General features: G+C 37.9%; 22 protein-coding genes. 11 read left to right on the top strand and 11 right to left on the bottom strand.

Annotated elements, in window-relative coordinates; translation table 11 throughout:
* Positions 1-27 precede the first annotated feature (27 nt).
* Together ACOWPH_RS12110 and ileS are read right to left on the bottom strand one after the other, a co-directional pair.
* On the bottom strand, positions 28-582 hold the full coding sequence (locus ACOWPH_RS12110; RefSeq protein WP_042465149.1) for a Uma2 family endonuclease: 555 nt from the start codon (positions 580-582) through the stop codon (positions 28-30).
* Between the two features lie 172 nt (positions 583-754).
* Positions 755-3637, bottom strand: a complete 2883-nt coding sequence (gene ileS / locus ACOWPH_RS12115; protein WP_015215636.1) for an isoleucine--tRNA ligase — start codon at positions 3635-3637, stop codon at positions 755-757.
* Positions 3638-3786: 149 nt separating this feature from the next.
* On the opposite strand from ileS, the gene ACOWPH_RS12120 reads away from it, so the two are divergent.
* Genes ACOWPH_RS12120 through ACOWPH_RS12135 form a run of 4 tightly spaced genes read left to right on the top strand, consistent with a single transcriptional unit; the run spans position 3787 to position 5727 of the window.
* A complete protein-coding gene (locus ACOWPH_RS12120) occupies positions 3787-4071 on the top strand; it encodes a hypothetical protein (protein WP_015215637.1) in 285 nt (94 codons plus the stop codon).
* On the top strand, positions 4068-4520 hold the full coding sequence (locus tag ACOWPH_RS12125; protein WP_015215638.1) for a hypothetical protein: 453 nt from the start codon (positions 4068-4070) through the stop codon (positions 4518-4520). The genes ACOWPH_RS12120 and ACOWPH_RS12125 overlap by 4 nt, the downstream gene beginning before the upstream one ends.
* A gap of 43 nt (positions 4521-4563) precedes the next feature.
* Complete coding sequence (locus ACOWPH_RS12130; RefSeq protein ID WP_015215639.1) at positions 4564-4776, top strand: hypothetical protein; 213 nt, start codon at positions 4564-4566, stop codon at positions 4774-4776.
* Between the two features lie 60 nt (positions 4777-4836).
* Positions 4837-5727, top strand: a complete 891-nt coding sequence (locus ACOWPH_RS12135; protein ID WP_015215640.1) for a restriction endonuclease — start codon at positions 4837-4839, stop codon at positions 5725-5727.
* Positions 5728-5806: 79 nt separating this feature from the next.
* Here the strand turns inward: ACOWPH_RS12135 and ACOWPH_RS12140 are convergent, their stop codons facing one another.
* Together ACOWPH_RS12140 and ACOWPH_RS12145 are read right to left on the bottom strand one after the other, a co-directional pair.
* Complete coding sequence (locus tag ACOWPH_RS12140) at positions 5807-6610, bottom strand: hypothetical protein (RefSeq protein WP_150111029.1); 804 nt, start codon at positions 6608-6610, stop codon at positions 5807-5809.
* Between the two features lie 131 nt (positions 6611-6741).
* Positions 6742-6969 (bottom strand): hypothetical protein, encoded by a 228-nt coding sequence (locus ACOWPH_RS12145; RefSeq protein ID WP_015215642.1) that lies wholly within the window; start codon positions 6967-6969, stop codon positions 6742-6744.
* 703 nt (positions 6970-7672) lie between these two features.
* On the opposite strand from ACOWPH_RS12145, the gene ACOWPH_RS12150 reads away from it, so the two are divergent.
* From ACOWPH_RS12150 to ACOWPH_RS12180, 7 genes are all read left to right on the top strand, one after another.
* Positions 7673-8752: an Hpt domain-containing protein gene (locus ACOWPH_RS12150; RefSeq protein ID WP_015215643.1), complete on the top strand. Its 1080-nt coding sequence runs from the start codon at positions 7673-7675 to the stop codon at positions 8750-8752.
* A gap of 709 nt (positions 8753-9461) precedes the next feature.
* A complete protein-coding gene (locus ACOWPH_RS12155) occupies positions 9462-12092 on the top strand; it encodes a trans-splicing intein-formed DNA polymerase III subunit alpha N-terminal partner DnaE-N (RefSeq protein ID WP_015215645.1) in 2631 nt (876 codons plus the stop codon).
* Positions 12093-12680: 588 nt separating this feature from the next.
* Complete coding sequence (locus ACOWPH_RS12160) at positions 12681-15326, top strand: DUF4114 domain-containing protein (protein WP_042465152.1); 2646 nt, start codon at positions 12681-12683, stop codon at positions 15324-15326.
* A gap of 493 nt (positions 15327-15819) precedes the next feature.
* Positions 15820-16695, top strand: coding sequence for a sulfurtransferase (locus tag ACOWPH_RS12165; protein ID WP_015215647.1), 876 nt, complete (start codon positions 15820-15822; stop codon positions 16693-16695).
* A gap of 216 nt (positions 16696-16911) precedes the next feature.
* Positions 16912-17658 (top strand): DsbA family protein, encoded by a 747-nt coding sequence (locus ACOWPH_RS12170; protein WP_015215648.1) that lies wholly within the window; start codon positions 16912-16914, stop codon positions 17656-17658.
* Between the two features lie 277 nt (positions 17659-17935).
* Complete coding sequence (locus tag ACOWPH_RS12175; protein ID WP_015215649.1) at positions 17936-18640, top strand: CAP domain-containing protein; 705 nt, start codon at positions 17936-17938, stop codon at positions 18638-18640.
* A gap of 49 nt (positions 18641-18689) precedes the next feature.
* Positions 18690-19517 (top strand): alpha/beta fold hydrolase, encoded by an 828-nt coding sequence (locus ACOWPH_RS12180; protein WP_015215650.1) that lies wholly within the window; start codon positions 18690-18692, stop codon positions 19515-19517.
* 134 nt (positions 19518-19651) lie between these two features.
* On the opposite strand, the gene ACOWPH_RS12185 is transcribed toward ACOWPH_RS12180, so the two are convergent.
* The 7 genes from ACOWPH_RS12185 to ACOWPH_RS12215 all read right to left on the bottom strand — a co-directional run bounded on the left by ACOWPH_RS12185 (position 19652) and on the right by ACOWPH_RS12215 (position 25585).
* On the bottom strand, positions 19652-20617 hold the full coding sequence (locus ACOWPH_RS12185) for a DUF4351 domain-containing protein (protein ID WP_015215651.1): 966 nt from the start codon (positions 20615-20617) through the stop codon (positions 19652-19654).
* Positions 20618-20793: 176 nt separating this feature from the next.
* The gene (locus ACOWPH_RS12190; RefSeq protein ID WP_015215652.1) at positions 20794-21792 is read right to left on the bottom strand and encodes a pentapeptide repeat-containing protein; all 999 of its coding nucleotides are present in this window, start codon (positions 21790-21792) and stop codon (positions 20794-20796) included.
* Between the two features lie 177 nt (positions 21793-21969).
* Positions 21970-22167: a hypothetical protein gene (locus tag ACOWPH_RS12195; protein WP_015215653.1), complete on the bottom strand. Its 198-nt coding sequence runs from the start codon at positions 22165-22167 to the stop codon at positions 21970-21972.
* A gap of 516 nt (positions 22168-22683) precedes the next feature.
* Positions 22684-22986 carry a DUF1816 domain-containing protein gene (locus ACOWPH_RS12200; RefSeq protein WP_015215654.1) on the bottom strand — a complete coding sequence of 101 codons (303 nt, stop codon included), beginning with the start codon at positions 22984-22986 and terminating at the stop codon, positions 22684-22686.
* An 87-nt stretch (positions 22987-23073) separates the two neighbouring features.
* On the bottom strand, positions 23074-24186 hold the full coding sequence (gene rlmB, locus ACOWPH_RS12205) for a 23S rRNA (guanosine(2251)-2'-O)-methyltransferase RlmB (protein WP_015215655.1): 1113 nt from the start codon (positions 24184-24186) through the stop codon (positions 23074-23076).
* A 96-nt stretch (positions 24187-24282) separates the two neighbouring features.
* A complete protein-coding gene (locus ACOWPH_RS12210; protein WP_015215656.1) occupies positions 24283-24765 on the bottom strand; it encodes a Mini-ribonuclease 3 in 483 nt (160 codons plus the stop codon).
* Positions 24766-25216: 451 nt separating this feature from the next.
* Positions 25217-25585 carry an STAS domain-containing protein gene (locus tag ACOWPH_RS12215; protein ID WP_015215657.1) on the bottom strand — a complete coding sequence of 123 codons (369 nt, stop codon included), beginning with the start codon at positions 25583-25585 and terminating at the stop codon, positions 25217-25219.
* Positions 25586-25588: the final 3 nt, after the last annotated feature.

Consider the following 25588-nt stretch of genomic DNA (forward strand, 5'->3'; position numbering starts at 1 on the left):
TGTTATAGTAGGAAATGCTATGATTAATTACCAAATTTCTCTTAAGTCTAAAACAAATCCCGGTAAAATATTTTCACCGTTTAATGTTTTTGGATTATCTAATTCTTCCACAAGTTGGTCAGGACGATAAATAAATACTTTCCGTTGTTTTCTATCGAGTAACCAACCTAATTTAACACCATTTTCAATATACTCTTGCATCTTTTCTTGTAATGTTTTTAAACTATCTGTTTCTGAACGCAATTCAACAACAAAATCAGGACAAATAGGTGCAAATTTCTTTCTTTGTTCTACTGGTATTGCTTCCCATCTGGCTTTATTTATCCATGCTGCATCGGTCGAACGCACTGCACCATTCGGTAAGGTAAAACCGCCGCTAGAACCAAAACCTACTCCTGTACTATCTTGCTTTGTCCAAATACCTAATTCACCAATTAAATTAAAATTACGTTCACCTGTTTCTGAATCTGTAGGTGACATAATTAATAAATCTCCCAGGTGATTACGTTCAATTCTCAAATCACGGTTTAATTGACAGAAATCAAAAAATTGATCATCAGTCATGATGATATTTGGTTGCATTTTTAGAATTATTGGAACGAACCACAGAGACACAGAGAAGCCAGTGCGTTGCGGGGGTTCCCCCCGTTGTAGCAACTGGCGCGACACAGAGAAATGAGGGTTTATAAATACTTTGCGTTGGTCTTGATTTTGTAAGGGTTTAGCAGTGCTAAACCCCTACCCCTACATGATTTTAAAATTCCCCAGCTAAAGCAGGAACACAGCGTTCACACAATAGGGGGTGTTCCGCAGATTCGCCAACATGGGTAGAATAGTTCCAACAGCGATCGCACTTTTGACCATCTGCGTTTACTATTGCTATAGTCCAGTCTTCTGTGGTTGCTGTATATTTCAATCCTTGGAGTCCCTCAGCAGAATCTAAAATTTCCACTTGGGAAGTCAGCAATAAATACCGCAGTTCATCAATACCGTTACCGCTAACAGGGTTAAAGGCTTTGATAGCATCGTTTAACTGTTTGTGAGGGATATGAATCAAAGCTTTCGCTTCCAGGGAAGAACCGATTAATTTTTCTATCCGCGCTTGTTCCAAAACCTTATTAACATCGTTGCGGAGTGTACGCAGAGTGTCCCAAAATTCGGCTAAATCTTCATTTTCCCATTCATCATCTACCTGCACCCAACCAGCCTCAAACACTGACTTATAGGCTGTTTTGTAGGGGATAAATTGCCAGATATCCTCAGCAGTATGACATAAAACTGGTGCGATCGCTCTTGCTAAATTCTCCAAAGCAATCTGCAACACCGTTTGACAACTGCGACGACGGAAAGCATCAGTAGAACTGATATACAATCTATCCTTGGCAACATCTAAATAGAAATTCGACAAATCCACAACACAGAAATTCTGCACCGTTTGGAAAAATCGGAAAAACTGAAAACTATCAAAAGCTTCCGTTACCTCATTAAACACCTCACGAATGCGGTGCAGCATATACTTATCCAAATCTGGCAAATCTGCAAAAGCCACAGCATCCTTTTGAGGATCAAAATCATGCAAACTACCCAACAAAAACCGTGCCGTATTGCGAATCTTATTCCGTACATCAGCTAATTGCTTGATGATGTTATTACCCAAACGCACATCACCAGAATAATCTACCGAAGAAACCCACAACCGCAACACATCAGCACCATAAGCTGGTTGTTGTTTTTGATTACTACCACCTTGAATCATCAATTGAGGATCAACCACATTCCCCACCGACTTACTCATTTTTCGTCCATTTTCATCCAAAACGAAACCATGAGTTAAAACCGTTTTGTAAGGTGCAATGCCATTAACAGCCACACTCGTTAACAAACTCGATTGAAACCAGCCTCGGTGTTGGTCAGAACCTTCCAAATACATATCCACAGGATAGCATAACTCCGGTCTTTGCTTGGCTACCGCTGCCCAAGAAGAACCAGAATCAAACCAGACATCCATTGTATCCGTACCTCTGCGGTAAGTTTTGCCATTATTACGATATGCTTCTGGTAATAACTCAGCGATCGACAACTCCCACCAAGCATCAGAACCTTTCTCAGCAAAGATAGCTTGAACGTGGTTAATGGTTTCCGCATTCAGCAAAACTTCACCAGTTGCATCATCATAAAACACCGGAATAGGAACACCCCAAGAACGCTGACGAGAGATACACCAATCTGATCTTTCCGCTATCATAGGGGTGATGCGGTTTTCACCTTGAGCGGGAATCCAACGCACAGATGCGATCGCTTTTAAAGCATCTTCCCTAAAACCGGCCACAGAAGCAAACCATTGTTCAGTAGCGCGGAAAATCGTTGGTTTTTTCGTTCTCCAATCATAAGGATACTTGTGAGGATAAGCTTCCTCCTTCAACAGAGAACCCGCTTCACTCAAAGCATCAATAATCGCTTGATTCCCATCACCCAAAACATTCAAGCCAGCAAACTTACCAGCCTCATCCGTAAAATTCCCACTATCATCAACAGGAGCAAGAATCGGCAAACCGTAACGCTGACCAACAATGTAGTCCTCTTGACCATGACCAGGCGCAGTATGAACCAACCCAGTCCCCGACTCAGTAGTGATATAATCGCCACCAACCACCACCAGACTTTCACGGTCAAAAAGAGGATGACGGTAAGTAGTCCCTTCCAAATCCTTCCCTGCGAATTTGGCTTTTACCGTTAACTCACTATCCAAAACCGCAGCCAACCTTTCCACCAACTCAGCAGCAACAATCAGATACTTGCATCCTCTCTGAGCCTCCGCGTCTCTGCGTGAGACCTCCACCACCGCATATTCCAACGCACCATTCACAGCCACAGCCAAATTACCGGGAATAGTCCAGGGAGTAGTAGTCCACACAGCCACACCCAAATCAGGCAAGAAAGCATCCAAACTAGCCTTTAACCCTTCGGAAACCTTCACCACCGGAAAAGCGGCATAAATACTTCGAGAAACGTGACCTTCAGGATATTCTAACTCCGCTTCAGCCAAAGCCGTTTTAGAACTAGGACTCCAATGCACCGGCTTTAAACCGCGATAGATATAACCTTTGAGGAACATTTCCCCAAAAACGCCAATTTGCGCCGCTTCGTATTCAGGCTTTAAAGTCAAATAAGGATTTTCCCAATCACCCCAAATCCCATAGCGTTTAAAGCTTTCTCGTTGTTCGTCTACGGTCTTTAGTGCGAAGTCTTTCGCTTTTTGACGCAATTGCAAAGGAGTGAGATTTTGCCGTTCTGCCTGCTTCATATTTTGCAGAACTTTCAACTCAATCGGCAATCCGTGACAATCCCAACCAGGAACGTAGCGAATTTTACGACCTTGTAATAGATGGTAACGGTTAATAATATCTTTGAGAATCTTATTTAAGGCATGACCAATATGCAACTGACCGTTAGCATAGGGAGGCCCATCGTGCAGTATAAATAATTCGCCGGGGTTTTCTTCAGAGAGGCGAGAATAAATGTTGTTTTCTTCCCAGAATTTTTGGATTTCGGGTTCGCGCTTGATTGCGTTTGCCCGCATATCGAAGTTAGTCTTGGGTAAATTGACGGTATCTTTGTATTGTCCGGGTTCAGTCACAGTTTCATGCCTAAGATATGTTTGCAGTTATTTGATCAATTATAAGTCGTAGGTTGGGTTGAGAAAACCCAACAACGCTTATTGGTATTTTGGAGTTAATCTTTTGTTTTTGCAGGTTTACAATATATAAAGTTACCCACAATAAACCTATGACGCTAACCCTCAGCTTACCACCAGAATTAGAACAGTATTTAATACAGGAAGCACAACAGCAAGGACTTTCTGTGGAAACTTATACATTGGGTCTGATCCAAAAATCTATTCTACAAAAAGAAAAACAATTGAAAATAGTTAATGTACTTCAGTCTTGGATAGATGAAAGTGATGAACAAGAACAGCAAGAAACAGGAGAATATTTAATTAATGCTTTAGATGAAAATCGGTTATCCAATCGTCAATTATTTCCAGTTGAATTAAAAGGTGTAACTTGGTGAATCGAGTTATTTTATTAGATGCTGGACCAATAGGTTTAGTCACAAATCCAAAGTTGTCAGATGAAAGCCTTGCTTGCGCTAAATGGCTACAAATGCTAATTTTTTCAAGTGTCAGAGTTATCGTTCCTGAAATTGCTGATTATGAAGTGCGACGAGAATTATTAAGAGCAAATAAACTTAAAGGTATTGCTCGTTTAGATGAATTAACTCAACTGGTAGAATATCTACCAATTACAACAAATTCAATGCGTCAAGCTGCTTTATTATGGGCGCAAGCTCGACAAAAAGGACAACCAACAGCCGGTGATAAAACGATTGATGGAGATATAATCTTAGTAGCTCAAGCTATAAATTTAAATGTTTCAGATGTTGTAATTGCCACAACTAATGTTGGTCATTTGTCAAGGTTTGTTAATGCTGATTTATGGCAAAATATTCAAATAAACTGAATAACATTGTATAAAATTGTTCTAAACTGTAGGGAAATATTATATGACTGAAGTAATTGAGATACCCGTTAGTTTGACTTATTTTCAACTTCCTGAAGCTGTGCAAGCACGGTTACAATTTTTATTATATCGTCAAGATGACGGTGAAGAATTGACTTTAGCAGAAAGAAATGAAGCTGAAGGATTAGTTGATTTGGCGGAATTTTTATCTTTGCTTTCCTTACGTTCTCAGCGTATCATGTGGGACGGACTTTGAGTGCTGATAAAATTTTGGTTCTGCATTATAATTTAGCAATTGTCTAGGATATTTTAAGGAATGATTAACTTTAAAGAAATAGAGGGTGGCGAAGATTGGGAGTTATTTGCACGCGACTTTCTAAAAGAAATTGGTTTCCGCATAGAGTCGGAAGTATCTAGAGGTGCAGATGATGGGAAAGACTTGATTATATCTGAAACTACTAAAGGTATAGAAAATACATATCGTTTTAGATGGTTGGTTAGTTGTAAAAACAATGCAACTTCTGGTAAGTCTGTCAATGAAGCAATTGAACAAAATCTATTAGAGAGATGTGAATCATTTAATGTTGATGGATTTATTGGTTTTTATTCCACTCTAGCAAGTTCAGGATTAGTTAAGAGATTAGACTCTTTAAAGACAAATGGGAAGATCAGAGAATATCAAATTTATGATCGGAGGAAAATCGAAAGTATTTTAATATCAAAGGGTTTCAGTTTTCTATGTCTTAGATATTTCCCTGAGTCTTATAAAAGAATAAAGCCTAGACATCAAATTTTCTCCCAGTGGTTAGATTTGAAATGTGACTGCTGTCATAAGGACTTATTAGATTTAAATAATTTATCTTCATATCAAGGTGTAATTAGTTTTATTGTGGACGAGAAAAATTTTATCCATGATATCTACTTTGCTTGTAAAGGTGATTGTAATAATACTTTGGAAAGCAAAATTTTTAAACAGTATGGATATGCTACCCAATGGGAAGATATAAGTGATTTGATAATTCCAGCAAAATACTTACAATTTGTTCTTGGAGTAATAAACGAAATTCACAAAAAAGAGGTTATATACACGGATCTATCTCTTCAAAAATTGAGATACTTCTTGGCATCTTTAGGGCAAATAGTCTTTAGAGAAATGACCGAAAAAGAACGTGAAAGATTATTAGATATACAGGAACATAATTTTTAATCTTGTTGATTCTGTCCCTGATTTCTCAATGATTCAGCTTGAATAGTTCGCGTTTTTGCAATCGTGTGACAATGATTAATTAACTGATAGGCTGGATTTTTTCCTCTATCAACAATTTTCTGTAATAAATCTTCAACTGCTTTATTCCAAGTTCCTCTTTCAGAAGCTTCAAATAATGCTTTTTGTAAAGTTCTATGCGCTTTCTTACCTGTTCCAATTTGATCAATATGTTGAGGTAATAGTCTTTACAAACAACATCTAATATTCTTTTGGGTATGGGATAGAGTTGATCATTTCCATAAAAACCAAAATTACTTTCTGGATCTTCATATCTTGGAAATTGTAAAGCTTTTCCTGCTTCTGGAAGCCAGTAAACTTCTTCTTTTATTTCAAATGAAATCGGATTAATAACTATATTTAAATACGATTCTTCCCTGATTTGAATAAGTTGGTAATTACTGATATTAATTCTGGATATATCAAAATATAAACTCAGCGTTAATTGTTCATCTATGCTTTCTAGTTCTGATGCTAAATCATCCCATTGAGAATAATCATCATCGATTTTATATCTAATTTTATTAGGTAAATATGTTTGATGATTATAAACTAGCGTCCGACATAAATCTAAGATATTACCATTTTGTAAAGCTAATAAATTATGAGTTATTGATTTATCAAGATATTCATGATCAATAATTTTCTGAAAAGGAATAATCCCACTATAAGTAGTATCTCCTACTCGATTCTCCAGTGTGGAAATACTACCCCCTGCTCCTTTAAACGTACAAATAATATTCCTCCTACCTCCATTGATAGTATTTCCACTTTCATTTAAGTTGGGTTTAATTCCTAATCTAATTTCAACTATATTATCTAACATAAACTGCATATTCAAAGAATGCAAATTACCATATCATATTCTGGTAAATGTAGCAAATGTAGGTTGGGTTGAGGAACGAAACCCAACATCAACCATTGGTATTTTAAATTTAATGTTGGGTTTCATTTCATTCAACCCAACCTACTCCTTGCTAATTCAGTCTCATGTTCGAGATTTTGTAAAAGTAGAGTTTCTTCAGAATTGGCAATACCAGCAAATTGCATAAAATCTATATTTGTTGGAGGCACTAGTTGTTGACGCTGTGCTAATTGCTGGAAAATAAGTTGAGCAATTTTATTCTGTTCATCTTCAGGTAGTTGTGAGACGACAGCATAAGCTTGTTGTAAGAGATTAGTCATAGATTTTTTGTCGTCATTATCAAAAATTTTGGTAAATTGATAAAACTATATTCATTTTATCTTTCATAAGACAACTTGATTCTTTGTTGACTGTAAATATATTTTAAATAAAATCGTGTTTTATACTACCGAACCACCTGTTAATGAACGAAGAAAAAATACCTTTGGAGATTCTATTAAAGTTAAATTTCCACCTAAGCAGTAAATTACAAATTTTGTTTTTTTAATACTAATTTTCGTGGAGATTTACCCCAAGTCTTTATCAAGGGGTAAAATTTCGCTGCTATTGTCAAGAATTTCAACTGCATAAAACGATGTAAGCAACTTTCACTCTTTTACGTATGGCTATTGATATTTTTTATACTTAATGCGGCATCTTCAAAACTACACATTCTTTAGCGAAAAGTCCTAACTGCTAGGCTGCAACCAGAAATTAATCTAGTTTGGGTTTACTCAGGATATGAATCAAGTTAAAAGTGGGTAGTCTAAACACAGCACTAAATCAAGCCATCCTTTTATGAATCATAAAAATTTGTAAATATGATGAAATTTTTCAAGTCTGAACTTTTAAATATTCCTGCTGGGAAAAGTGGATTCCTCTGTTGTAATTATTCAGCAGTTGTTATCCATCAAACCAAGCTATAGAGATATTCTTTAGCTGTTTTTTATCTCCAGTACCATAAAAATGCAGCATTGTACAGTTATGAAACCAGAAGAATTTAACAGAATTCTCGGCTACTTCGTTGAAGAATCACAAGAATACCTCAATACAATCTACAAAGGTTTATCCAATTTACAAAATACAATTGATGACCGAAATGAATTAGAAGTAATGTTCCGAGCTACTTTTTGCCTCAAAGGTACAGCAGGAATGCTAGGATTTACCAGCATGATGAAAATTCTATCTCGTTTAGAAGATTGTCTAAAATTACTGCATTATCCGATTATTGCCGACGAACCACTACAATTACTATTTTTAGATATTTACCATACCCTCGAAAGGTTAATTATAGAAATTAAAACTTATGAGGGTTTAACAGCAACCAAAGTAGCTGATATTACTTTTAATATTGAGACTATTTTTACAGTCCTCAATTCCCATTTATTTTTTTTAATTGATAAATCTAATTATAAAACTAAAGTTACCCATGTAGATGCTTATCAAAAATGGGGTTATGAAATACCATTAAAACTAATTTTATTAGATACAAAAACGTTTTTATGTAGAACCTTTGCTGATTATTTTGAAGGTCTACCCAATATAGAAATAGTTAATGGTACTTTTGAAGATTTGCCTTTTTTTGACTGCATAGTTACGGCAGCTAGTGCTTTACCTTCTGCTAATAGTATTGATCGGGCGATTCTGAGATTCTTTGGTGAAGATGTCGAAAAACTCTTACAAAACCGCATTCAAGAAGAGTATTTGGGAGATCAACCTATAGGTACGTCTTTAATTGTGGAAACCAATCATCCTTTACACCCGTTTATTGCTCATACTCCTACTTTGAGAATGCAGGTGTCTATGGCTGGTAATGATCATGTTTATCAAGGTTTGTGGGCAACTCTGTTAGCTATTCGCCAACATAATAGATTGTACTGTAATTGTTTACAAAAACAGATTAATACAGTTGCCCTTCCTGGTTTGGGTAATAGTCCTGGTAGTGTTCCTGTTGATGAAGTGGCTAGACAAATGTCTATGGCATATCAAAATTTTCTTTTTAGTCTTCCACCGTTCCAGAATTCCTACCAGAGAGAATTTCAGAGTTTGCTGACAATTACTTAAAATCTGCAAAAGTAAAATTTTCTTAACTTACGCAATGACCACCAAGACAATTCCAAAATACTGGTTTAATCTTTAAATATAAAGGTATTACTAGTTGACATTTATTAAACGCAATGCCAGCTACTGCCGAAGCTATTTTATAATATTTTGTTCCTCCTATGGCTCCCAAACACACAAAAATTCAATTTCCTCTTTGGCAGTATTTGAATCAGCCCTTATTCAATCATGAGACTAAAGTAATATGGAGTCCACAACGATTCGCTTTACTTTGGAGAATTGAACTTTTAGAACGTTGCTTGGCTAAACATTCTGATGCCAAGGGACCACAACAGCATTAATTAACAGATGATTGGTGATATAGCGGTTCTCGGTTGAGTAAGATACAAGAACCCCACCCCCAACCCCCTCCCCGCAAGCGATGAGGGGGCTATGATGTATTTCATTCAAATGCATACCGCTATAACTGATTTTAAGCCTCGTTTATGGAACGGGACTTTTTGCTATCAAGTAGAGTATTGACTTTTATAAGCGCAAAAGCATAACTTTGCAAGGTATATTTAAATGAAACTCTGTTAGGATGGGCTTCTTAGCAGTTCAAAGTCAAAATTCTGGGAACAATTTTAGATAAAAACTGTTAGTCTATAAATCTCCTGTGTGGGTGGAGTTAATCACAAATCTCAACCCTGCTTGACTTGTTTTGGAGGTGCTTATGTCTTTTGTTCCTTTGCATATTCATAGTGATTACAGTTTGTTGGATGGGGCCAGTCAGCTACCGGAGTTGGTGGATCAAGCGATCGCACTGGGGATGAAAGCGATCGCACTCACAGATCATGGTGTCATGTATGGTGCCGTAGAATTAATTAAAATCTGCCGCAACAAAAACGTTAAGCCAATTATTGGCAACGAAATGTATATTATTAATGGTGATATTGAAAAACAAGAACGCCGTCCTAAATATCATCAAGTCGTTTTAGCTAAAAATACAAAAGGCTATAAAAACTTAGTTAAATTAACCACAATTTCTCACCTTCAAGGTGTCCAAGGTAAAGGTATTTTTTCTCGCCCTTGTATTAACAAAGATTTACTCAAACAATATCATGAAGGCTTAATAGTCACCAGCGCTTGTTTAGGTGGAGAAATTCCCCAAGCAATTCTTAGTAATCGACCAGATGCAGCCCGGAAAGTTGCCAAATGGTACAAAGAAGTTTTTGGCGAAGATTTTTACTTAGAAATTCAAGACCACGGTTCCCAAGAAGATAGAATTGTTAATGTCGAAATTGTCAAAATTGCACGGGAATTAGGAATTAAATTTATTGCTACCAATGATTCTCATTACATTTCTTGTTTTGATGTAGAAGCACACGATGCCTTGCTATGTATTCAAACCGGGCAGCTAATTAGCGAAGATAAAAGAATGCGATATAGCGGTACAGAATACCTCAAATCTGCCGCAGAAATGCAAATGCTATTTCGTGACCATTTACCAGATGATGTGATTGCCGAATCTATAGCCACAACGGTCGAAGTAGCGGATAAAGTCGAGCCTTACCATATCATGGATGACCCGAAAATTCCTACTCCTCCTATTCCTTCTGGTCACACTCCTGACACTTATGCTGAAGAGATTGCTTGGCAAGGACTTTTAGATAGATTAAATCGTAAATCCCGTAACGAAGTAGATCAAGTTTATAAAGAAAGATTAGAATATGAATTAAAAATGTTGCAAAAGATGGGCTTTTCTACCTACTTTTTAGTAGTGTGGGACTACATCAAATTTGCACGAGATAATAATATTCCTGTGGGTCCAGGTCGGGGTTCAGCCGCTGGTTCTTTGGTTGCCTATGCCATGCGAATTACTAATATTGACCCTGTGCATCATGGTTTATTATTTGAAAGATTTCTCAATCCCGAACGTAAATCAATGCCTGATATTGATACAGATTTTTGCATTGAACAACGGGATAAAGTCATTGAATATGTAACTGATAAATATGGTGCTGATAGAGTTGCCCAAATTATCACCTTTAACCGTTTAACATCGAAAGCAGTTTTAAAAGATGTCGCTAGAGTGTTAAATATTCCCTATGGTGACGCTGATAAAATGGCGAAATTAATTCCCGTAGTGCGAGGAAAACCAACTAAACTCAAAGTCATGGTTTCTAATGAAACACCAGCACAAGAGTTTAAAGATAAATATGATAATGACCCAAATGTTCGTCATTGGCTAGATATGGCCATGCGGATTGAAGGTACTAATAAAACCTTTGGTGTCCATGCTGCGGGTGTGGTAATTTCTGCTGATCCTCTTGATGAAATTGTTCCCTTACAACGCAATAATGATGGTTCTGTGATTACCCAATATTTCATGGAAGATTTGGAATCATTGGGTTTGTTAAAAATGGATTTCTTGGGTTTACGAAACCTCACGCTAATTCAAAAAACTATTGATTTGATTGAAGAAACTAAGGGTTATAAAATTGACCCCGATGAAATTACAGGTCAAGAAAGAAAAGCACAAAAAATATTAGCAAAAGGTGGACATACCACTTTACCAAAAGATGTAGAAAAGGCTTACGAATTATTAGAATCAGGTAAATTAGAAGGAATATTTCAACTAGAATCTTCAGGAATGAAGGAAATAGTTAAAGATTTGAAACCTTCTAATATTGAAGATATCTCTTCTATTTTGGCACTTTATCGACCAGGCCCATTAGATGCGGGATTAATTCCTAAGTTTATTAATCGTAAACATGGACGAGAACAGATTGAATATGAAACAGGTATTTTAGAACCAATTTTAAATGAAACCTATGGAATTATGGTTTATCAAGAGCAAATTATGAAAATTGCTCAAGATATGGCTGGTTATTCTTTAGGACAAGCTGACTTGCTGCGTCGGGCTATGGGTAAAAAGAAAGTTTCTGAAATGGAGAAACAAAAGCAAAATTTTATTGACGGTTCTGCCAAAAACGGTGTAAAACCCCAAGTTGCTGAACATTTGTTTGGAGATATGTTGAAGTTTGCAGAATATTGTTTAAGTTATGATACAGAAGTTTTAACTGTGGAATATGGTTTTATTCCTATTGGGGAAATTGTAGAAAAGAGAATCGAGTGTAGTATTTTTAGTGTTGATAAAAATGGAAATGTTTACACTCAACCCATTGCCCAATGGCATAACCGAGGAAGGCAAGAAATATATGAATATTGTTTAGATGATGGTTCAAAAATTCGAGCAACTAAAGACCATAAATTTATGACAACTGCGGGGGAAATGTTGCCGATTGATGAGATTTTTGAGCGGGATTTGGATTTGCTAAAGGTAGAGGGTTTACCCGAATAATGAAGTATTCAGATTAAATATAGTTATTTCATGCGTACTTAGAAATATCTAAATAGTTCTATTTAAGTATTTAGCCAACTAAGTACTCATGCGAAACTTTTTAAGAGAATAGAGAACTTTCAACGAGTAAAATTGAGAAATATAGTGATTTCATCCGTACCTAAAAATATCTAAATAATTTCATTTAAGTATGTTCCTAACAAAGGATATCATCAAAATCTCTAGAGATTATTTAGTGAATTTACATAATATTTATTCCTCAACCATGAAAGGTTGTTATTAATTTACTACTAGACATATTCAAAATGTAGATATAGCAGGTATTGCCACTATATCGGCTGAATACAAATTGCAAAATTCTCTCAAAAATAAAGTATGTTCTGGATAATTACTTGATAACTAGAACTTACGCAAAAAATTTTCAAAATTTAGATTTATCCGTGTCCTTTGCGTCTTATACGGTTATTTCTTCCGTAATTCGTGCGTAAGTCTTGATCAAAAAAAGGCGTATTTATACAGTTATCTTTATAACTTAATAAAAGTTATAAAAAAAAGACTTGGATGTTAGTAAAAAAAGACACAAAGAAGATGACGACAATTTCTAACTTAAATAATGGCATCTTTACAGTTAATGAAACTGGAAAAGTTAGCGTCGATTTTCTATATGATGGAGGCCTGAATAAAGGAGAACTAGCGATCTTTAGCCTTCAAGGTATGGAAGGACTGACGGTAGGTTCGACAGAATTCATGCTGGAAGCAAGCAGACGCGCTCTCAGCAATTCTAATTTAGGTTATGTAGCAGTGCGGGATGAAAGCGATCGCGCTCGGTTCAGCAATCTAAATAATGAATTGCCCTGGGAAAAAGATTTTAATGGTGGTGTTTACAAGGGTCCCCAACTGTTTAAGATGACAGCAGGAAGCACCTTTGCCATGATGTTAGTTACTGATACTACAGTGGCTAAGATCGCTCAAAGTACCTCTATTAGTACAGATAAAGTTCTATTTTCTTTTGGTTCAGTAGATAAAACCACCGGAAAAGTTGCACCCCAAATCGCAGATATCACTGGCAAGGGAAATACCTTTGGTTGGGAAGATATTAATACCTTAAAATCCAACGATCGCGATTTCAACGATATGGTGGTTCAAGTGTCTGGTGCAACAGCCAAAGCATCGACGCTACAAGATTCTGTCTACACTAACCGGAATTGGTTAAATACCTCATTCGGACAAGAATTAGTGCAGTATGCTAACCGTCCTCGGTTTGAAACAGGTACTTTTATCGTCGATGGTACTGGTCAAGTTCAAGTAGACTATCTCTATGATGGCGGTTGGTATCAGGGGCAACTAGCGGTATTTAGCCTCAAAGGGATGGAAAATTACCAACCAGGTTCCTTAGAGTTTATCCGAGCAGCTACCTCTCGCGCTTTAAGTAACTCTACACAAGGTCGCATTCTGATTAGCGATCGCACAGAAGGAGCGCGTTTGAGCGGTACTACCAGTTGGGAACCTAACTTTAATGCAGGTAATTACCAAGGAGTTAAGTCTGTTCAGATGACTGCTGGGGACGAAGTAGCATTTATGCTCGTCCAGAATACTACCTTTGACGAGATTTATAGCCAACCCTATGTTACTGCTCAAGCTGGCAAACAAGTTATTTTCTCTATCGACAAAAATCAGATAGTTGCTGTAGACAAAAATGGCACCCTAGCATTTGAAGATATCAGCGTTAGATCTGCTAAATCAGATAAAGATTTCAATGACTTGGTTTTCCAAGTCAAAGGACTAACAAGCAATAATATCGCCAACATGAACGCAGAAGTTAATCCTAATCGGGATTGGAGAACTACTGCTATCGGGCAAGACTTACTCAAATACGCTGACCGATCTACATATAGCGAAGGAGTTTTTCAAGTTGGCGAAACTGGCCAGGTAAATTTTGACTTTCTTTACGATGGCGGTTGGTATCAAGGAGAGTTCGCCGTCTTTAGTCTCGAAGGGATGGAAAACTACCAACCTGGTTCGGAAGCTTTTATTAAACAAGCCACTAATCGCGCTCTCAGCAATTCTAAATTAGGTTACGTCTTAGCTAAAGACCCCAGCGAAGGAGCGCGTTTTACTGAAAAAATGCCTTGGGAACCCAATTTCAATGCTGGAAACTATCTAGGAGTCAAAAGCTTCGAGATGAATCCAGGTGATAAATTTGCCTTTATGTTCGTACCCAATACAAGTGTTCAGGAAATCAACAAAACCAAGGGTATCAGTAAAGCGAGTCAGATGTGGCAATACGGTAAATTGCCTCTATTCTCTATCCCCGAAGCTAATCCTAGTATGGCTGTTGGACAGTTGGTAGATGTAGATGGTAACGGGACTTTTGCTCTTGAAGATATTCCTACAGCCTCTTCTACTTCTGATCGTGATTATAATGATTTTGTTTTCCAAATCAAAGGAGCTAAAGGTGTCGCTCAGTCGATAGATACTTTCTCCAACTCTGAGCGTAACTGGCGTAACACGGCTGTAGGAAAACAATTACTCGAATATTCTAATCGGGCGATTTTTGATGAAGGCGTTTTCGTTGCTAATCAAACTGGCCAAGTAAAAATTGACTTCCTCTACGATGGTGGTGAGTATGAACAGGGAGAAGTGGGAATATTTAGCCTCAAAGGCATGGATATGTACGAAGCTGGCTCAAACGCATTTATTAGAGAAGCACTTCGCCGCGCCACCAGCAATTCTACAGATGGCTACGTTGTAGTCAAAGATGCTGAAGAAGGGGGTCTTTACAGTGACAATAGTAACATTCTCTATTGGGAACCAAACTTTAATGGTGAAGAGTATCAAGGAGAGCAAATTTATAACCTCAAAGCTGGGGATGCGTTTGGTTTTGTACTCATGTCCAATGGAACTCTTCAAGATGCTTTAACTGGACAGAGTTTTACAAACAGCAATAGACCTGTGTTCTCGATGTCGGCAGCTAACTTAAACGATAATGTACAAGTAGCAGAAGTGCTGACAGGATCTAATAAAATGATGATCGGTTTTGAAGATGTTGCACTTCATCCTAAGTCTGATCGAGACTACAACGATTTTGTACTTACCGTTAAAGGAGTTCAGAGTATTGGTATCACGGACATCAAAGATGTCATGCTTCACTATCATAATTGGGTGGATACACAAATAGGTAGTGATCTGACTAACTACTTTAATACTGGCAATTTACCACCCCAACTATTATAATATCTCGTGGTAAGAGAGAAACTCAAAGTCTTTAGACCGAGAGTTTCAAAATTCAGTTTTTACAGTTTTGTAGACCTGAAGTCAGCTATTGAGTATAGCTCACATATTGGGCGATGAATTAGTTAACAGGGCGCTCTAGCTCATTATTACCCCAGCTTGAAGTGTTAGAAATCTCATTGAAGAAGGCAGGAGACAGAGGGCAGAAAGTTCAATTTAGAAGGAGTTTGAATCCCCTTCTGCCTCCAGCAGAATGCCCTCAGCCTTTTCTGATAATATTAATATGGGACTTAGAGGATATTTGAAAATTAATGTTGTCACTTGCTACCTGTAAATTACATTGTGTAGCGTAGCATTTCACCTTGCTCTATCTAGCTTTAATTATATAAAAGTTATTCCATCACAATCCCAATTTATTCTTCTGTAATTTTAACTCCACAGTGCCAATCTCTAGAGCGTGATAATGCCAAATGTCACAATGCAGAAGAATTGAAAAGTGGATACAAAAACTCTCATTTCTCCCCAAGAACTTTTTTGTTTATTAGCAGAAAACTCCCCACAAATTGTTATCATAGATACGCGAAGTTCAGAAGAATATGCTATTTCTCATCTTCCTGGTGCAATCAATATTCGTGAATTTTTCACCTATCTTTTAGATGACTCTTCAGCAGCAGGATTAAAGAAATTACAAGAATATTTTGCTGAGATTATGAGCGAAGTTGGAGTATCGGGAACAGAACGATTGATTGTGTATGAAGATGTTTTAAATAAAGGCTATGGCCAATCTTGTCGAGCAGCTTTTTTACTTAATTATTTGGGTTGTGCTGCGGTTTATATTCTGCACGGAGGATATCAAGGTTGGCTTGCTGCTGAATTGCCAACTACCAATGAAGTCGCTAAAACTGAAAGCAGCATATTTAGATTGCATCCCAACACGGATATCATGGTGACAAAAGATGAAATGTTACAAGCAATTAATAATCCTGCCATTATCAAATTAGATGTGCGCGATCGCATAGAATGGCAAGGATTGAGTTCTTCTCCCTACAGTCCAGATTTCTGTCCCCGCAAAGGGAGAATCCCTAACTCTATATGGCTAGAATGGCATCTGCTGATGAATTCTGAAGCTCAAATTCCCATGTTTCACTCACCAGCAGAAATTCTCAAAATCTGTCAGTCTGTCGGTATTACCTCAGATTCTGTCGTCTATATTTACTGCTTCAAAGGATCTAGGGCTGCTAATACACTGATTGCACTGCAACAGGTAGGAATTCAAGCCAAAAATTATTTTGGTTCTTGGAATGAATGGTCCCGTGAATTCTCATTACCTATTGATAGTCAAATTCTCCAAGTACAAAATCCCACCACCTAGTAGCAAACTAAACTCAGCGAACCTTTGCTTTTCCTCAGCGTTCCTTTGCGTTTAAAAAGCTTTCAAAAAATACAGCACCGTAGCGATAGCGTATTGCTAACGCAAGTCTAACGCCAACGCGGAGCGTCCCGGAGGGAACTAGCGCTGCTGCAAGCAGTTCGCACTGACCAAACCTCAGAAATACTAAGATAGTATGGACTTATTTAGTACTATCCCATGCTCAAAATCTTTCAAAACCTGCGTATCTGGACAATTACCAGCTTACTCTGCTTCAGCCTTAGCTGGTCGCTTCCTGCACAAGCTGATACCAAAATCGATCCCCAACTAGAACAGCAAGTATTACAAATTATTCGCAAAAATCCAGAGGTAATTATCGAGACTGTTCAAGCATATCAGCAAGAACAACAGCAAAAAGTACAGCAAGTCAGACAAGAGTTTTTACAGAATTTCCGAACCAATACTAAAGCTGTAATTGGTGATTCTCCTACCACAGGTTCGACTCAATTAAACACTGTGCTGTTAGAATTTTCTGACTTTGAATGTCCATATTGTGCCGAAGCACATAAAACTCTCAAAGACTTGTTAGCAAAATACCCAAATCAATTTACCTTAGTTTATAAACATTTTCCCTTAGTACAAATTCATGACCAAGCATTACCATCTGCAAAAGCATCTTGGGCAGCATATCAACAGGGTAAATTTTGGGAATATCATGATGCCCTATTTACTAATCAAAAACAATTGGGTGAAACCTTATATTTAGATATTGCTAAAAATCTCAAATTAGATTTGGCGAAATTTAAAACCGACCGCAATTTAGCCGATAAAGCAATTAAACAAGACTTACAGATGGCTTATAAACTGGGACTTTCTGGCACACCTTCTTTGATAATCAATAGCAAAAATGTTTCTGGGCCAATTCAGTTATCAGAAGTTGAAAGTATTTTACAGGGTGGAAAATAGGTAAAAAAGTAGAGACATTCTATGGAACTTCGCTAAGAGGATGTTTAAAAAGTATCAGAATTGATTGAGATCCCCCTAAATCGCCCTTTTTAAGGGGGATTTTGAGAAATTTAGCCTCCCCTTAAAAAGGCGGGTTGAGGGAATCTACAAGTGTTAGATAGCAGACGACAAAGTTTTTAGACATCCTCTACTAAGAGTTTTTGAACACGCGTATTTAAACCTTGATGTCTATTTACTAACTACAGAAATTTGTCAAAATAAAATTTTGAGGTGATGAATGAATATTTTTAAACTTTGGATATTGCTCCCTATTACCTTAGTGATTAACTATTCATATCAATTACTAAAATCTCAACAACCAATAGCACAAGTGAAAACAGATATGATTGAAAATGATGATTCTATTTTGTTAGCAAAAGCAAGTTACCTGTCAGCTTTAGAACAAAAAGTAATTGATGAAACAAACAAAGTGCGAACAAATCCTCGTTCATACTTACCCATGTTAGAAAGCTATCGTCAGCGTTTTGAAGGTAAAAAAATTAAAGTTGCTGAAAATACCTATCTAATCACTCAAGAAGGGGTAAAACCTGTTGATGAAGCGATCGCATTTCTCAAGTCAGTTCGTCCTGTAGGTGCATTAAGCGCATCTAAGGGAATGTCTCTAGGTGCTAGGGATCACGTCAAAGACCAAGGTGCAAAAGGTGCGCTAGGTCATGATGGTAGTGATGGTAGCAGTCCTTTTACACGGATTAATCGTCATGGGAAATGGCAAATCACAGCGGCAGAAAACATCAGCTATGGCGTAGACAACGCCCAAGAAATCGTCATGCAGTTAATTATTGATGATGGTGTGCCATCACGGGGTCATCGTACCAATATTTTTAACCCTGATTTTAAAGTGACTGGTGTGGCTTACGGTACTCACAAATCCTATCGAAATATGTGCGTCATTACCTACGCTGGGGGTTATCGGGAAAAATAGATAGGGGACTGGTTAGTAATTACGAATTACGAATTACAAATTACGAATTATGAATGCTTTACCTCTTCACGTCTACATTCAAGGTCAAGGATTTCCTATTCTGGGTTTACATGGACATCCTGGTACTGGCCGTAATCTTGCTGTCTTTACAAATCACTTATCAAACCGCTTTCAAACTATTGCCCCTGATTTGCGCGGATATGGCAAAAGTCGCTGCAATAGCAATTTTGCTATGCAAGACCATTTAGATGACTTAGAAGCTCTCCTAGACCGTTTTCAGATTGAAAAATGTCTGGTATTAGGATGGTCACTAGGTGGTATTTTAGCAATGGAATTGGCACTGCGTTTACCAAAGCGAGTGACTGGGCTGATTTTGGTAGCAACCTCAGCTAGACCTTGGGGAGATCATCCGCCCATTTCTTGGCAAGATAATGTTTATACTGGCGTTGCGGCACTATTAAATTATCTCAAACCCAGTTGGAATTGGAATATTGAAACATTTGGCAAGCGATCGCTCTTTCGTCACTTAATCCAACAACATACACCCACTGCTTACGGTTACATCGCCAACTCAGCCGTACCAGCTTATTTACAAACTTCTCCCTATGCAACTCGCGCCCTTTATAGCGCCATTCGAGCCGGGTACAATCGACTCCCAGACCTACAAAACATAGAATGCCCCAGTTTAGTACTCGCTGGTTCCCAAGACCGCCATATTACTGCCGATTCCAGCTTAGAAACAGCGCGACATCTCAAAAACTCTCAGTGGCAATGTTACCCAAATACAGCCCATCTTTTCCCCTGGGAAATTCCCCAACAGTTGCTTTCTGATATTGACCATTGGCTAGAAGCACACCCACAGATAGCACAACTTTAGATATGGAATTAGTGGCAGATAAAGTTAAAGTCAACCAGAAAAGTTAGGTAAATAAAATTTTTCTGGCTGGGATTTTTCAAAAATATCAATAATCTGAGTCACATTTACGGAATGTGGGATAAAAGCTAAACTTCCTACTCTGGTTGATAATCTGCAAACCAGTTAAACAAATCATCAATAGCTGTAAAATCTAACAACGCTTCACCAAGTGCTTCCAACTGATTTAAAGAAAGAGTTTGAATTCGCGTCCTAATTTCTTCTGGTAACTCTCCCACCCGTTTTTGTAGTAGTCTTATCACAAGATTTTGCTCACCTTCTTGTTTACCTTCTGCTATTCCTCGCTCATAGCCAATGCGCTCACCTGTAGTGATGTAGGTCATAGTTCGCTCCTGCTCAAATTGTTTAAACTCTTGCCAAAATTCCGCTTCTAATGCTTTTGGTAACATCATAACCCAGTCTATAAAGCGGTAAAGATTACGAATATCCTTTTCTTGTAAACCTTGTTCATACAATCGGCGAATTAAGCTAAATTTCCAGGTTTTGCGTTCTTGTGGTTTTTTACTGGTTTGTTGTGTCTTTAAATGTGCCATTACCACCGTTGCAAAAGGATTTTTACTAGCTTCTAATTCTTCCCAACGGCTTTGATAATCGAGCAGTTTGACCGTGCCAAATTCAAAGTTAAGCTTGGTATCAGGATAATTATAACTGTATTGGTGTGGTCGCCATTTTGGATCTGCATCGCATAAAATAGCGACACTAATGACAGGTTTACCGAAACGGTCAAAAATCCGCAGGTTGTAGGAGAACATCCTTTGAGGAAAGATTTCTTCTGGTTTTCCTTGAATTTCTATATGTATCAGCAGCCAAATTTCTTCTCCTTGGTGTTGCCAATCTTTGACTAATTTATCTGCATATCTTCTTCCTTGTTCCGCGTCGCGGGCTATTTGTTGAAATTCTTTATCTAGAAATTCGTGGGGATGTTCCCAGTTGATTAATGCGGCTGTTTCGGGGAAGAAAAATTGCATTGCTTGGGGAAAGTATGCTTCTAATATTTCTTTCCACGGGCTGTCTTGGTCGGCTCTTTCGCGGTCTTCTGTCATTTGTTAAATAGTATGGTTATTTTATATTATTAGTGATGGGTTAAGAAAGTCTGTTTACAGAGGTTTTTAGATAAATGAACTACATTTTTTTATCTCACGCAGAGACGCAGAGGCGCAAAGGAAGAGAGAAACAAGAGTTTGGTTTAAATAAATGAAAAATTCTGTCGCAAGTAAATTCACCATTCACATCGGATTACTTCTTCAATATGATCAGGTAATTTAGTATCTTGATCGATATTTGCTGATTCAATCTGGTTTAATTCTAGATTTTTAGCTTTAGAAAGGTTTACCTTTTGCAGGTTTGCTTGAAACAAGTTTGCTAAATGCAGGTCTGTTGAGTCTAAAGGAAATGATTCTTTTAGGTTTGCTTTATTAAACTTTGCCTGACACAATTTAGCTCCAGCAAGGTTCACTCTTTCCAACATGGCTTCTGAAAAATTTACCGATTGGAGACTCGAACTCCAAAGAGATACATCTTGCAAACTAGCTTCTTGGAACGAAGCACGGTCTAAGTTGCTGCAATAGAGGTCAATTCTGGTTAAGTTTTTTGCTCTATCAAAATTTGCCTCTCTGATATCAATAAAAGTTAAATCCAATCTCTGATTTTCCTTCTCATGTTCACAATTACGCCGTCCTATAACGGTAAGGGCTGCTTGAATAGCTGTCCAATATTTTTGTATTTCCTTCTCTTCTCCTTCTTTCTTCAAAGGTGCATTTTCTCGTACAAAAGCTGTGAGGACTTCCATAATTGTCCAATGATATTTTTCCGGCGCATCTTTAGCAATTTGTTCTAGTGCATAAATTCCGCCTAATTTTACTTCAATCTGTTGATTACCAAGCAATTCAATCGCTTTGGAAAAACGTTCTGTAATTTGTTTATCTTCTGCTGCTTGTGCGTTTTTGTATACAGCTTTAGCATTTTCATTAGCAGCGTTAGCACTTCTCGATGCTTGGTAAGCATTGAAAAAAACTGCAATTCCAGCAAAAATAGTTCCAGTAGTTGTTACGGCTGAAATACCATACTGTAATCTCTTCTCTATTTCTAAACCTTTAGGATTTAAAAATGCAAAATCCGAAAAAGAAAATATCAAAATAACAGTGAAAAGGAATATAGAAAAAACAGCCGCTAGAATTATCAACAAATTCTTGAAACTTTCTGTATTATTCTCAGACATAAAATTAATTTATGTTTCTTTCCAAATTTCAAGCACAAGCATATATAATATTTCAGTGCGATCGCAATTCCTCGTAGGTTGGGTTGAGGAACGTTCACGTAGTGTGCCGGAGGCATAACCCAATATTAATCAAATATAATTAACCATAAAAATATTTCTACATCATTAATATCCGCTTCAATTCTTGATAACAGGTTCATAAGGTTCATCATACTGAATTACTTTTCCCGCTAAAGGATAATTATTCAAATTAGAAGATAGTTGACGATGTTCGAGAATAATGACTTCGACAGATTCTCCTTTTTTAAAAGGTAAATTTTCTAGAATTAATTGCCCATTTTCTGTTAAAATAGTTTCTATTTTATGAGCATTCATGCTGGTTATCTCCTATCATCAAGTTAATATTAAAATATTCCAAGGATGAAACATATACATAATTTTATCAATTGGGAGAAATATAGAGTAATTACGATCTACTTGCCGCAGGGCTTACGCTATCGTTCCTCGCTGTAGTGGAATCGCAATTCCCCGTAGGTTGGGTTGAGGAACGAAACCCAACATTAATCAAATATAATTAATCATAAAAATATTTCTACATCATCAATATCCGCGTCAATCGCATCTACAGTAAATGAATGCTGCTGGATAACTTAAATCTACAGGAAAATATTTTCTGGATCACACAGAAATAGAAGACAGTTCAAGTATCAAGAAGATTTTCCTCCTGACCCCTGACTCCTGACTCCTTGCCCTGAGCGTTTACGTAGTGTGTCGAAGACAAGCCGATAGAGTAGCGTGGCGTTAGCCATAGGGCTGACTTCTGAATTTTACTGTATTTGCCATCGTTCTCAGGATTCCACCCCCAGAACGATGACGGCCTATTGATTGAGATTATACTTGACCGCTAAAGGCAGGCTTTACTTTACGGTCAATCCTTTCCCCCAAGTCTTCAGCAATTGTTAGATCATCAGGTTTACAACGCTTAACATTGACGACAATACCCTGCGCTCCTTCAATTTCTAAATCTTCTACATAGCCCTTGCTGGCGAATGTGGCATCCACCGAACTGAAAAAAGGCCCAAAGTAGTAAGTACAACGGGGATTCTGGGTGACTATCTCTACCCACCAAGCAAATCCAAAACTGTTAGATATACTAATCAGCTGTTCCTTGAGGTTATGCCAAATAGTTTTCATGGTTTTCACCAATTTATAAACGGGTTACAGGGTGTTAAACAATATGTTAGATTTATTCTTTTTTACATTTCTTTATACACTTTTAGGCTATTTTTTCAAAGAAACTGTGCGTAATTTATCAAGATAGAGGGTATTTAAGGAACGTTGACGATAAATTTCGTAAAGCGCCATACCCGCAGCTACTGATGCATTCAGGCTGGGAGTCTTACCCTGTAAGGGGATTGACACTAAAACATCACAAGAACGTTGTGTCAACATACTCAGACCTTCGCCTTCTCCACCAATTACCAAAACAATAGGGCCGCTGAAATTCACTGTATGCAGAGGTTCGCTACCAGTGGCCGCAGTTCCGTAAATCCAAAAACCAGCTTCTTTGAGTTGTTCTAAAGCACGGCTGAGGTTAACGACTCTAGCTACAGAAAAGTTTTCTAAAGCACCTGCTGCTACTTTTACCACAGTTGAAGTGATCCCCGAAGCCCGTCTTTGAGGAATAACTAAACCTTGAGCGCCTATTGCTTCTGCTGTGCGAATAATTGCCCCTAAGTTATGAGGATCAGTGATACCGTCAGCCACGACAATTACAGCATCGGTGACGGATTTTGCTTCTGTAATTAAATCTTCGATTTCTGTATAGGCATAAGGAGCAATTTGTGCTGCTATGCCTTGGTGATTAGCACCGTCGGTGATTTGGTCTAAGCGTTTGGGTTCAACTTCATCAATGACTGTGCCATTTTCCTTAGCTTGGAGGATCAAATGATGAAAGCGATGATCGTAACGGAGACGGGTTGTAATCCAGAGGCGGTTAAGATTGCGGTGACTTTCTAAAGCGCTTAAAACTGGATGACGACCATAAATTAGGTCATTATCTTCTGTTGAATTGCTATCGTCTATTGATTTGATTGTTGGGGCTGGTAAAGAAATTCGGTGAGATGGGCGTTGTCTACCAGAGAAGGATTTCCCTTCTGCTTTACCTTGATGACGAGTAGGATTAGGAATTGGGTTGCTATCTTCTGTTGATTTGATTGTCGGGGCTGGTAGGGCAGACTGATGAGATGGGCGTTGTCTACCAGAGAAGGATTTTCCTTCTGCTTTGCCTTGATGACGAGTAGGATTAGCTATAACTCGTTTGCCCTTGATTTTAATGGGTTGCATACGTTTTGGTTCGCTAGTAGTATTGATTTTTCTTGGTTGATTAGTCATGGGAGTATTGGTTGTAGCAGATAAGTGGACATCCTAATTAACTCAATTTAATGAACCTTTACGATTGATTTTCCTATCAGGAGATTGAGCTATTCACTATTTCTCTAGATGGAGTTTTTGTAAAAGTTCCATTAACCGAGGGTAATCAGTGAGATATAAATAGCCAACTAAAGTTTCTAGACTAGTTGCTTGTTGATAAATTTCAGGATTAAGTCGCTTGGGGCGGCTTGTGGCTGCATTGCGACCTCGGCGGACAATTTCTAATTCGTTACTCCTTAATTCGGGAGTCAGCGATCGCAAATGTAGCGCTTGTGTTTCCGCTCTGACCTGCGCCACTACCAAACTATGGTAAATTTCTGGCCGTTGCTGTGGCAACAGAAAGAACATTCTAACATAAAGTTCGTAAATTGAATCCCCCAAGTAAGCTAAGGCAGAAGGAGATAGTTGTCGCACTTGTGCCTGGGATATGATTGTTTGGGGTAATTGCGTCGTGTTTACCAACAATGCAGGAATTTCAGATGAATCTTGCCGAGCAGTTTCATCTCCTCTTTTTTTAGCTTCTTCCTCCTGGGGCTTCACAAGTTAATAATTCCTTGACCTACTAAACATTGGGGGAGATTGTCTTCGCTAACGTTTATTTTTTGTGCAGTAAGCTATCATAGCATACTGAGAATATTCAACACTAACAAAAATTACTGAAGCTATGGCAAAGTCCTGAGTCTTGAGTCCTGTAAAGCCTATTTAATTTTTGTAATTTAATTAAGGCTAAAATTTTCGATTATTTAATCAATAACTCTTGGAAACGCTGGCTGCTATGCAAACAGAAAAAAGATTTATTTCGATGCCAAGTCTAGGGGAAATAATTATTCCTGACTTCAATTCCCCTGTTTGTACTCGGTACTCCTAACTCAGTACTGCTTCTTAAAAGCCTCTCCCACAAGGAGAGAGGTTATTTTGCAGAAATTGTAAAAATTAAGCTATCCAATACTGTGCATCTGGATAGCCAAATTGATTTTTTCCGGTCAAGCAATTAAGGTGACTCGATGTTTTCTAAAGCCGCTTCGACATTTATTTGCAGGGAGAGAAATTTCTCCAAGCGAACAAGCTTGACCGTTTGAGTTACACGGGCATTAGTGACAATTTGCAAGGTGCCAGCGGTGTTTGCTTGTTTGGCTAATTGTACCAGCGCACCCAGACCAGAACTATCAACAAAGTCAATTTGTGAGAGATCTAGAATTATGTGCTTTGGGCCTTCGTCAATCTTACTGCCTAATACCTTGCGAAATGTCGGCTCAGAAAAAGCGTCTAACAAACCTGTGAGGCGGAATAGCTGACAGTTATCCCGGACTTCACGAGTGCCTCTCAGGCTTACAGTTAGATTTAGTGGTTCAGCAATAATTCC

The organism is Anabaena sp. PCC 7938, assembly GCF_049315035.1.
Taxonomy (GTDB): Bacteria; Cyanobacteriota; Cyanobacteriia; order Cyanobacteriales; family Nostocaceae; genus Anabaena; species Anabaena cylindrica.

Bases quoted from the DNA above. Each gene is read 5' to 3' on its own strand.
- ACOWPH_RS12160 (WP_042465152.1), top strand. From the start codon at position 12,681: ATGACGACAATTTCTAACTTAAATAATGGCATCTTTACAGTTAATGAA.
- ACOWPH_RS12170 (WP_015215648.1), top strand. From the start codon at position 16,912: ATGCTCAAAATCTTTCAAAACCTGCGTATCTGGACAATTACCAGCTTA.
- ACOWPH_RS12155 (WP_015215645.1), top strand. From the start codon at position 9,462: ATGTCTTTTGTTCCTTTGCATATTCATAGTGATTACAGTTTGTTGGAT.
- ACOWPH_RS12130 (WP_015215639.1), top strand. From the start codon at position 4,564: ATGACTGAAGTAATTGAGATACCCGTTAGTTTGACTTATTTTCAACTT.
- ACOWPH_RS12120 (WP_015215637.1), top strand. From the start codon at position 3,787: ATGACGCTAACCCTCAGCTTACCACCAGAATTAGAACAGTATTTAATA.
- ACOWPH_RS12175 (WP_015215649.1), top strand. From the start codon at position 17,936: ATGAATATTTTTAAACTTTGGATATTGCTCCCTATTACCTTAGTGATT.
- ACOWPH_RS12140 (WP_150111029.1), bottom strand. From the start codon at position 6,610: ATGTTAGATAATATAGTTGAAATTAGATTAGGAATTAAACCCAACTTA.
- ACOWPH_RS12190 (WP_015215652.1), bottom strand. From the start codon at position 21,792: ATGTCTGAGAATAATACAGAAAGTTTCAAGAATTTGTTGATAATTCTA.
- ACOWPH_RS12200 (WP_015215654.1), bottom strand. From the start codon at position 22,986: ATGAAAACTATTTGGCATAACCTCAAGGAACAGCTGATTAGTATATCT.
- rlmB (WP_015215655.1), bottom strand. From the start codon at position 24,186: ATGACTAATCAACCAAGAAAAATCAATACTACTAGCGAACCAAAACGT.
- ACOWPH_RS12135 (WP_015215640.1), top strand. From the start codon at position 4,837: ATGATTAACTTTAAAGAAATAGAGGGTGGCGAAGATTGGGAGTTATTT.
- ACOWPH_RS12185 (WP_015215651.1), bottom strand. From the start codon at position 20,617: ATGACAGAAGACCGCGAAAGAGCCGACCAAGACAGCCCGTGGAAAGAA.
- ACOWPH_RS12110 (WP_042465149.1), bottom strand. From the start codon at position 582: ATGCAACCAAATATCATCATGACTGATGATCAATTTTTTGATTTCTGT.
- ACOWPH_RS12145 (WP_015215642.1), bottom strand. From the start codon at position 6,969: ATGACTAATCTCTTACAACAAGCTTATGCTGTCGTCTCACAACTACCT.
- ACOWPH_RS12180 (WP_015215650.1), top strand. From the start codon at position 18,690: ATGAATGCTTTACCTCTTCACGTCTACATTCAAGGTCAAGGATTTCCT.
- ACOWPH_RS12150 (WP_015215643.1), top strand. From the start codon at position 7,673: ATGAAACCAGAAGAATTTAACAGAATTCTCGGCTACTTCGTTGAAGAA.
- ACOWPH_RS12195 (WP_015215653.1), bottom strand. From the start codon at position 22,167: ATGAATGCTCATAAAATAGAAACTATTTTAACAGAAAATGGGCAATTA.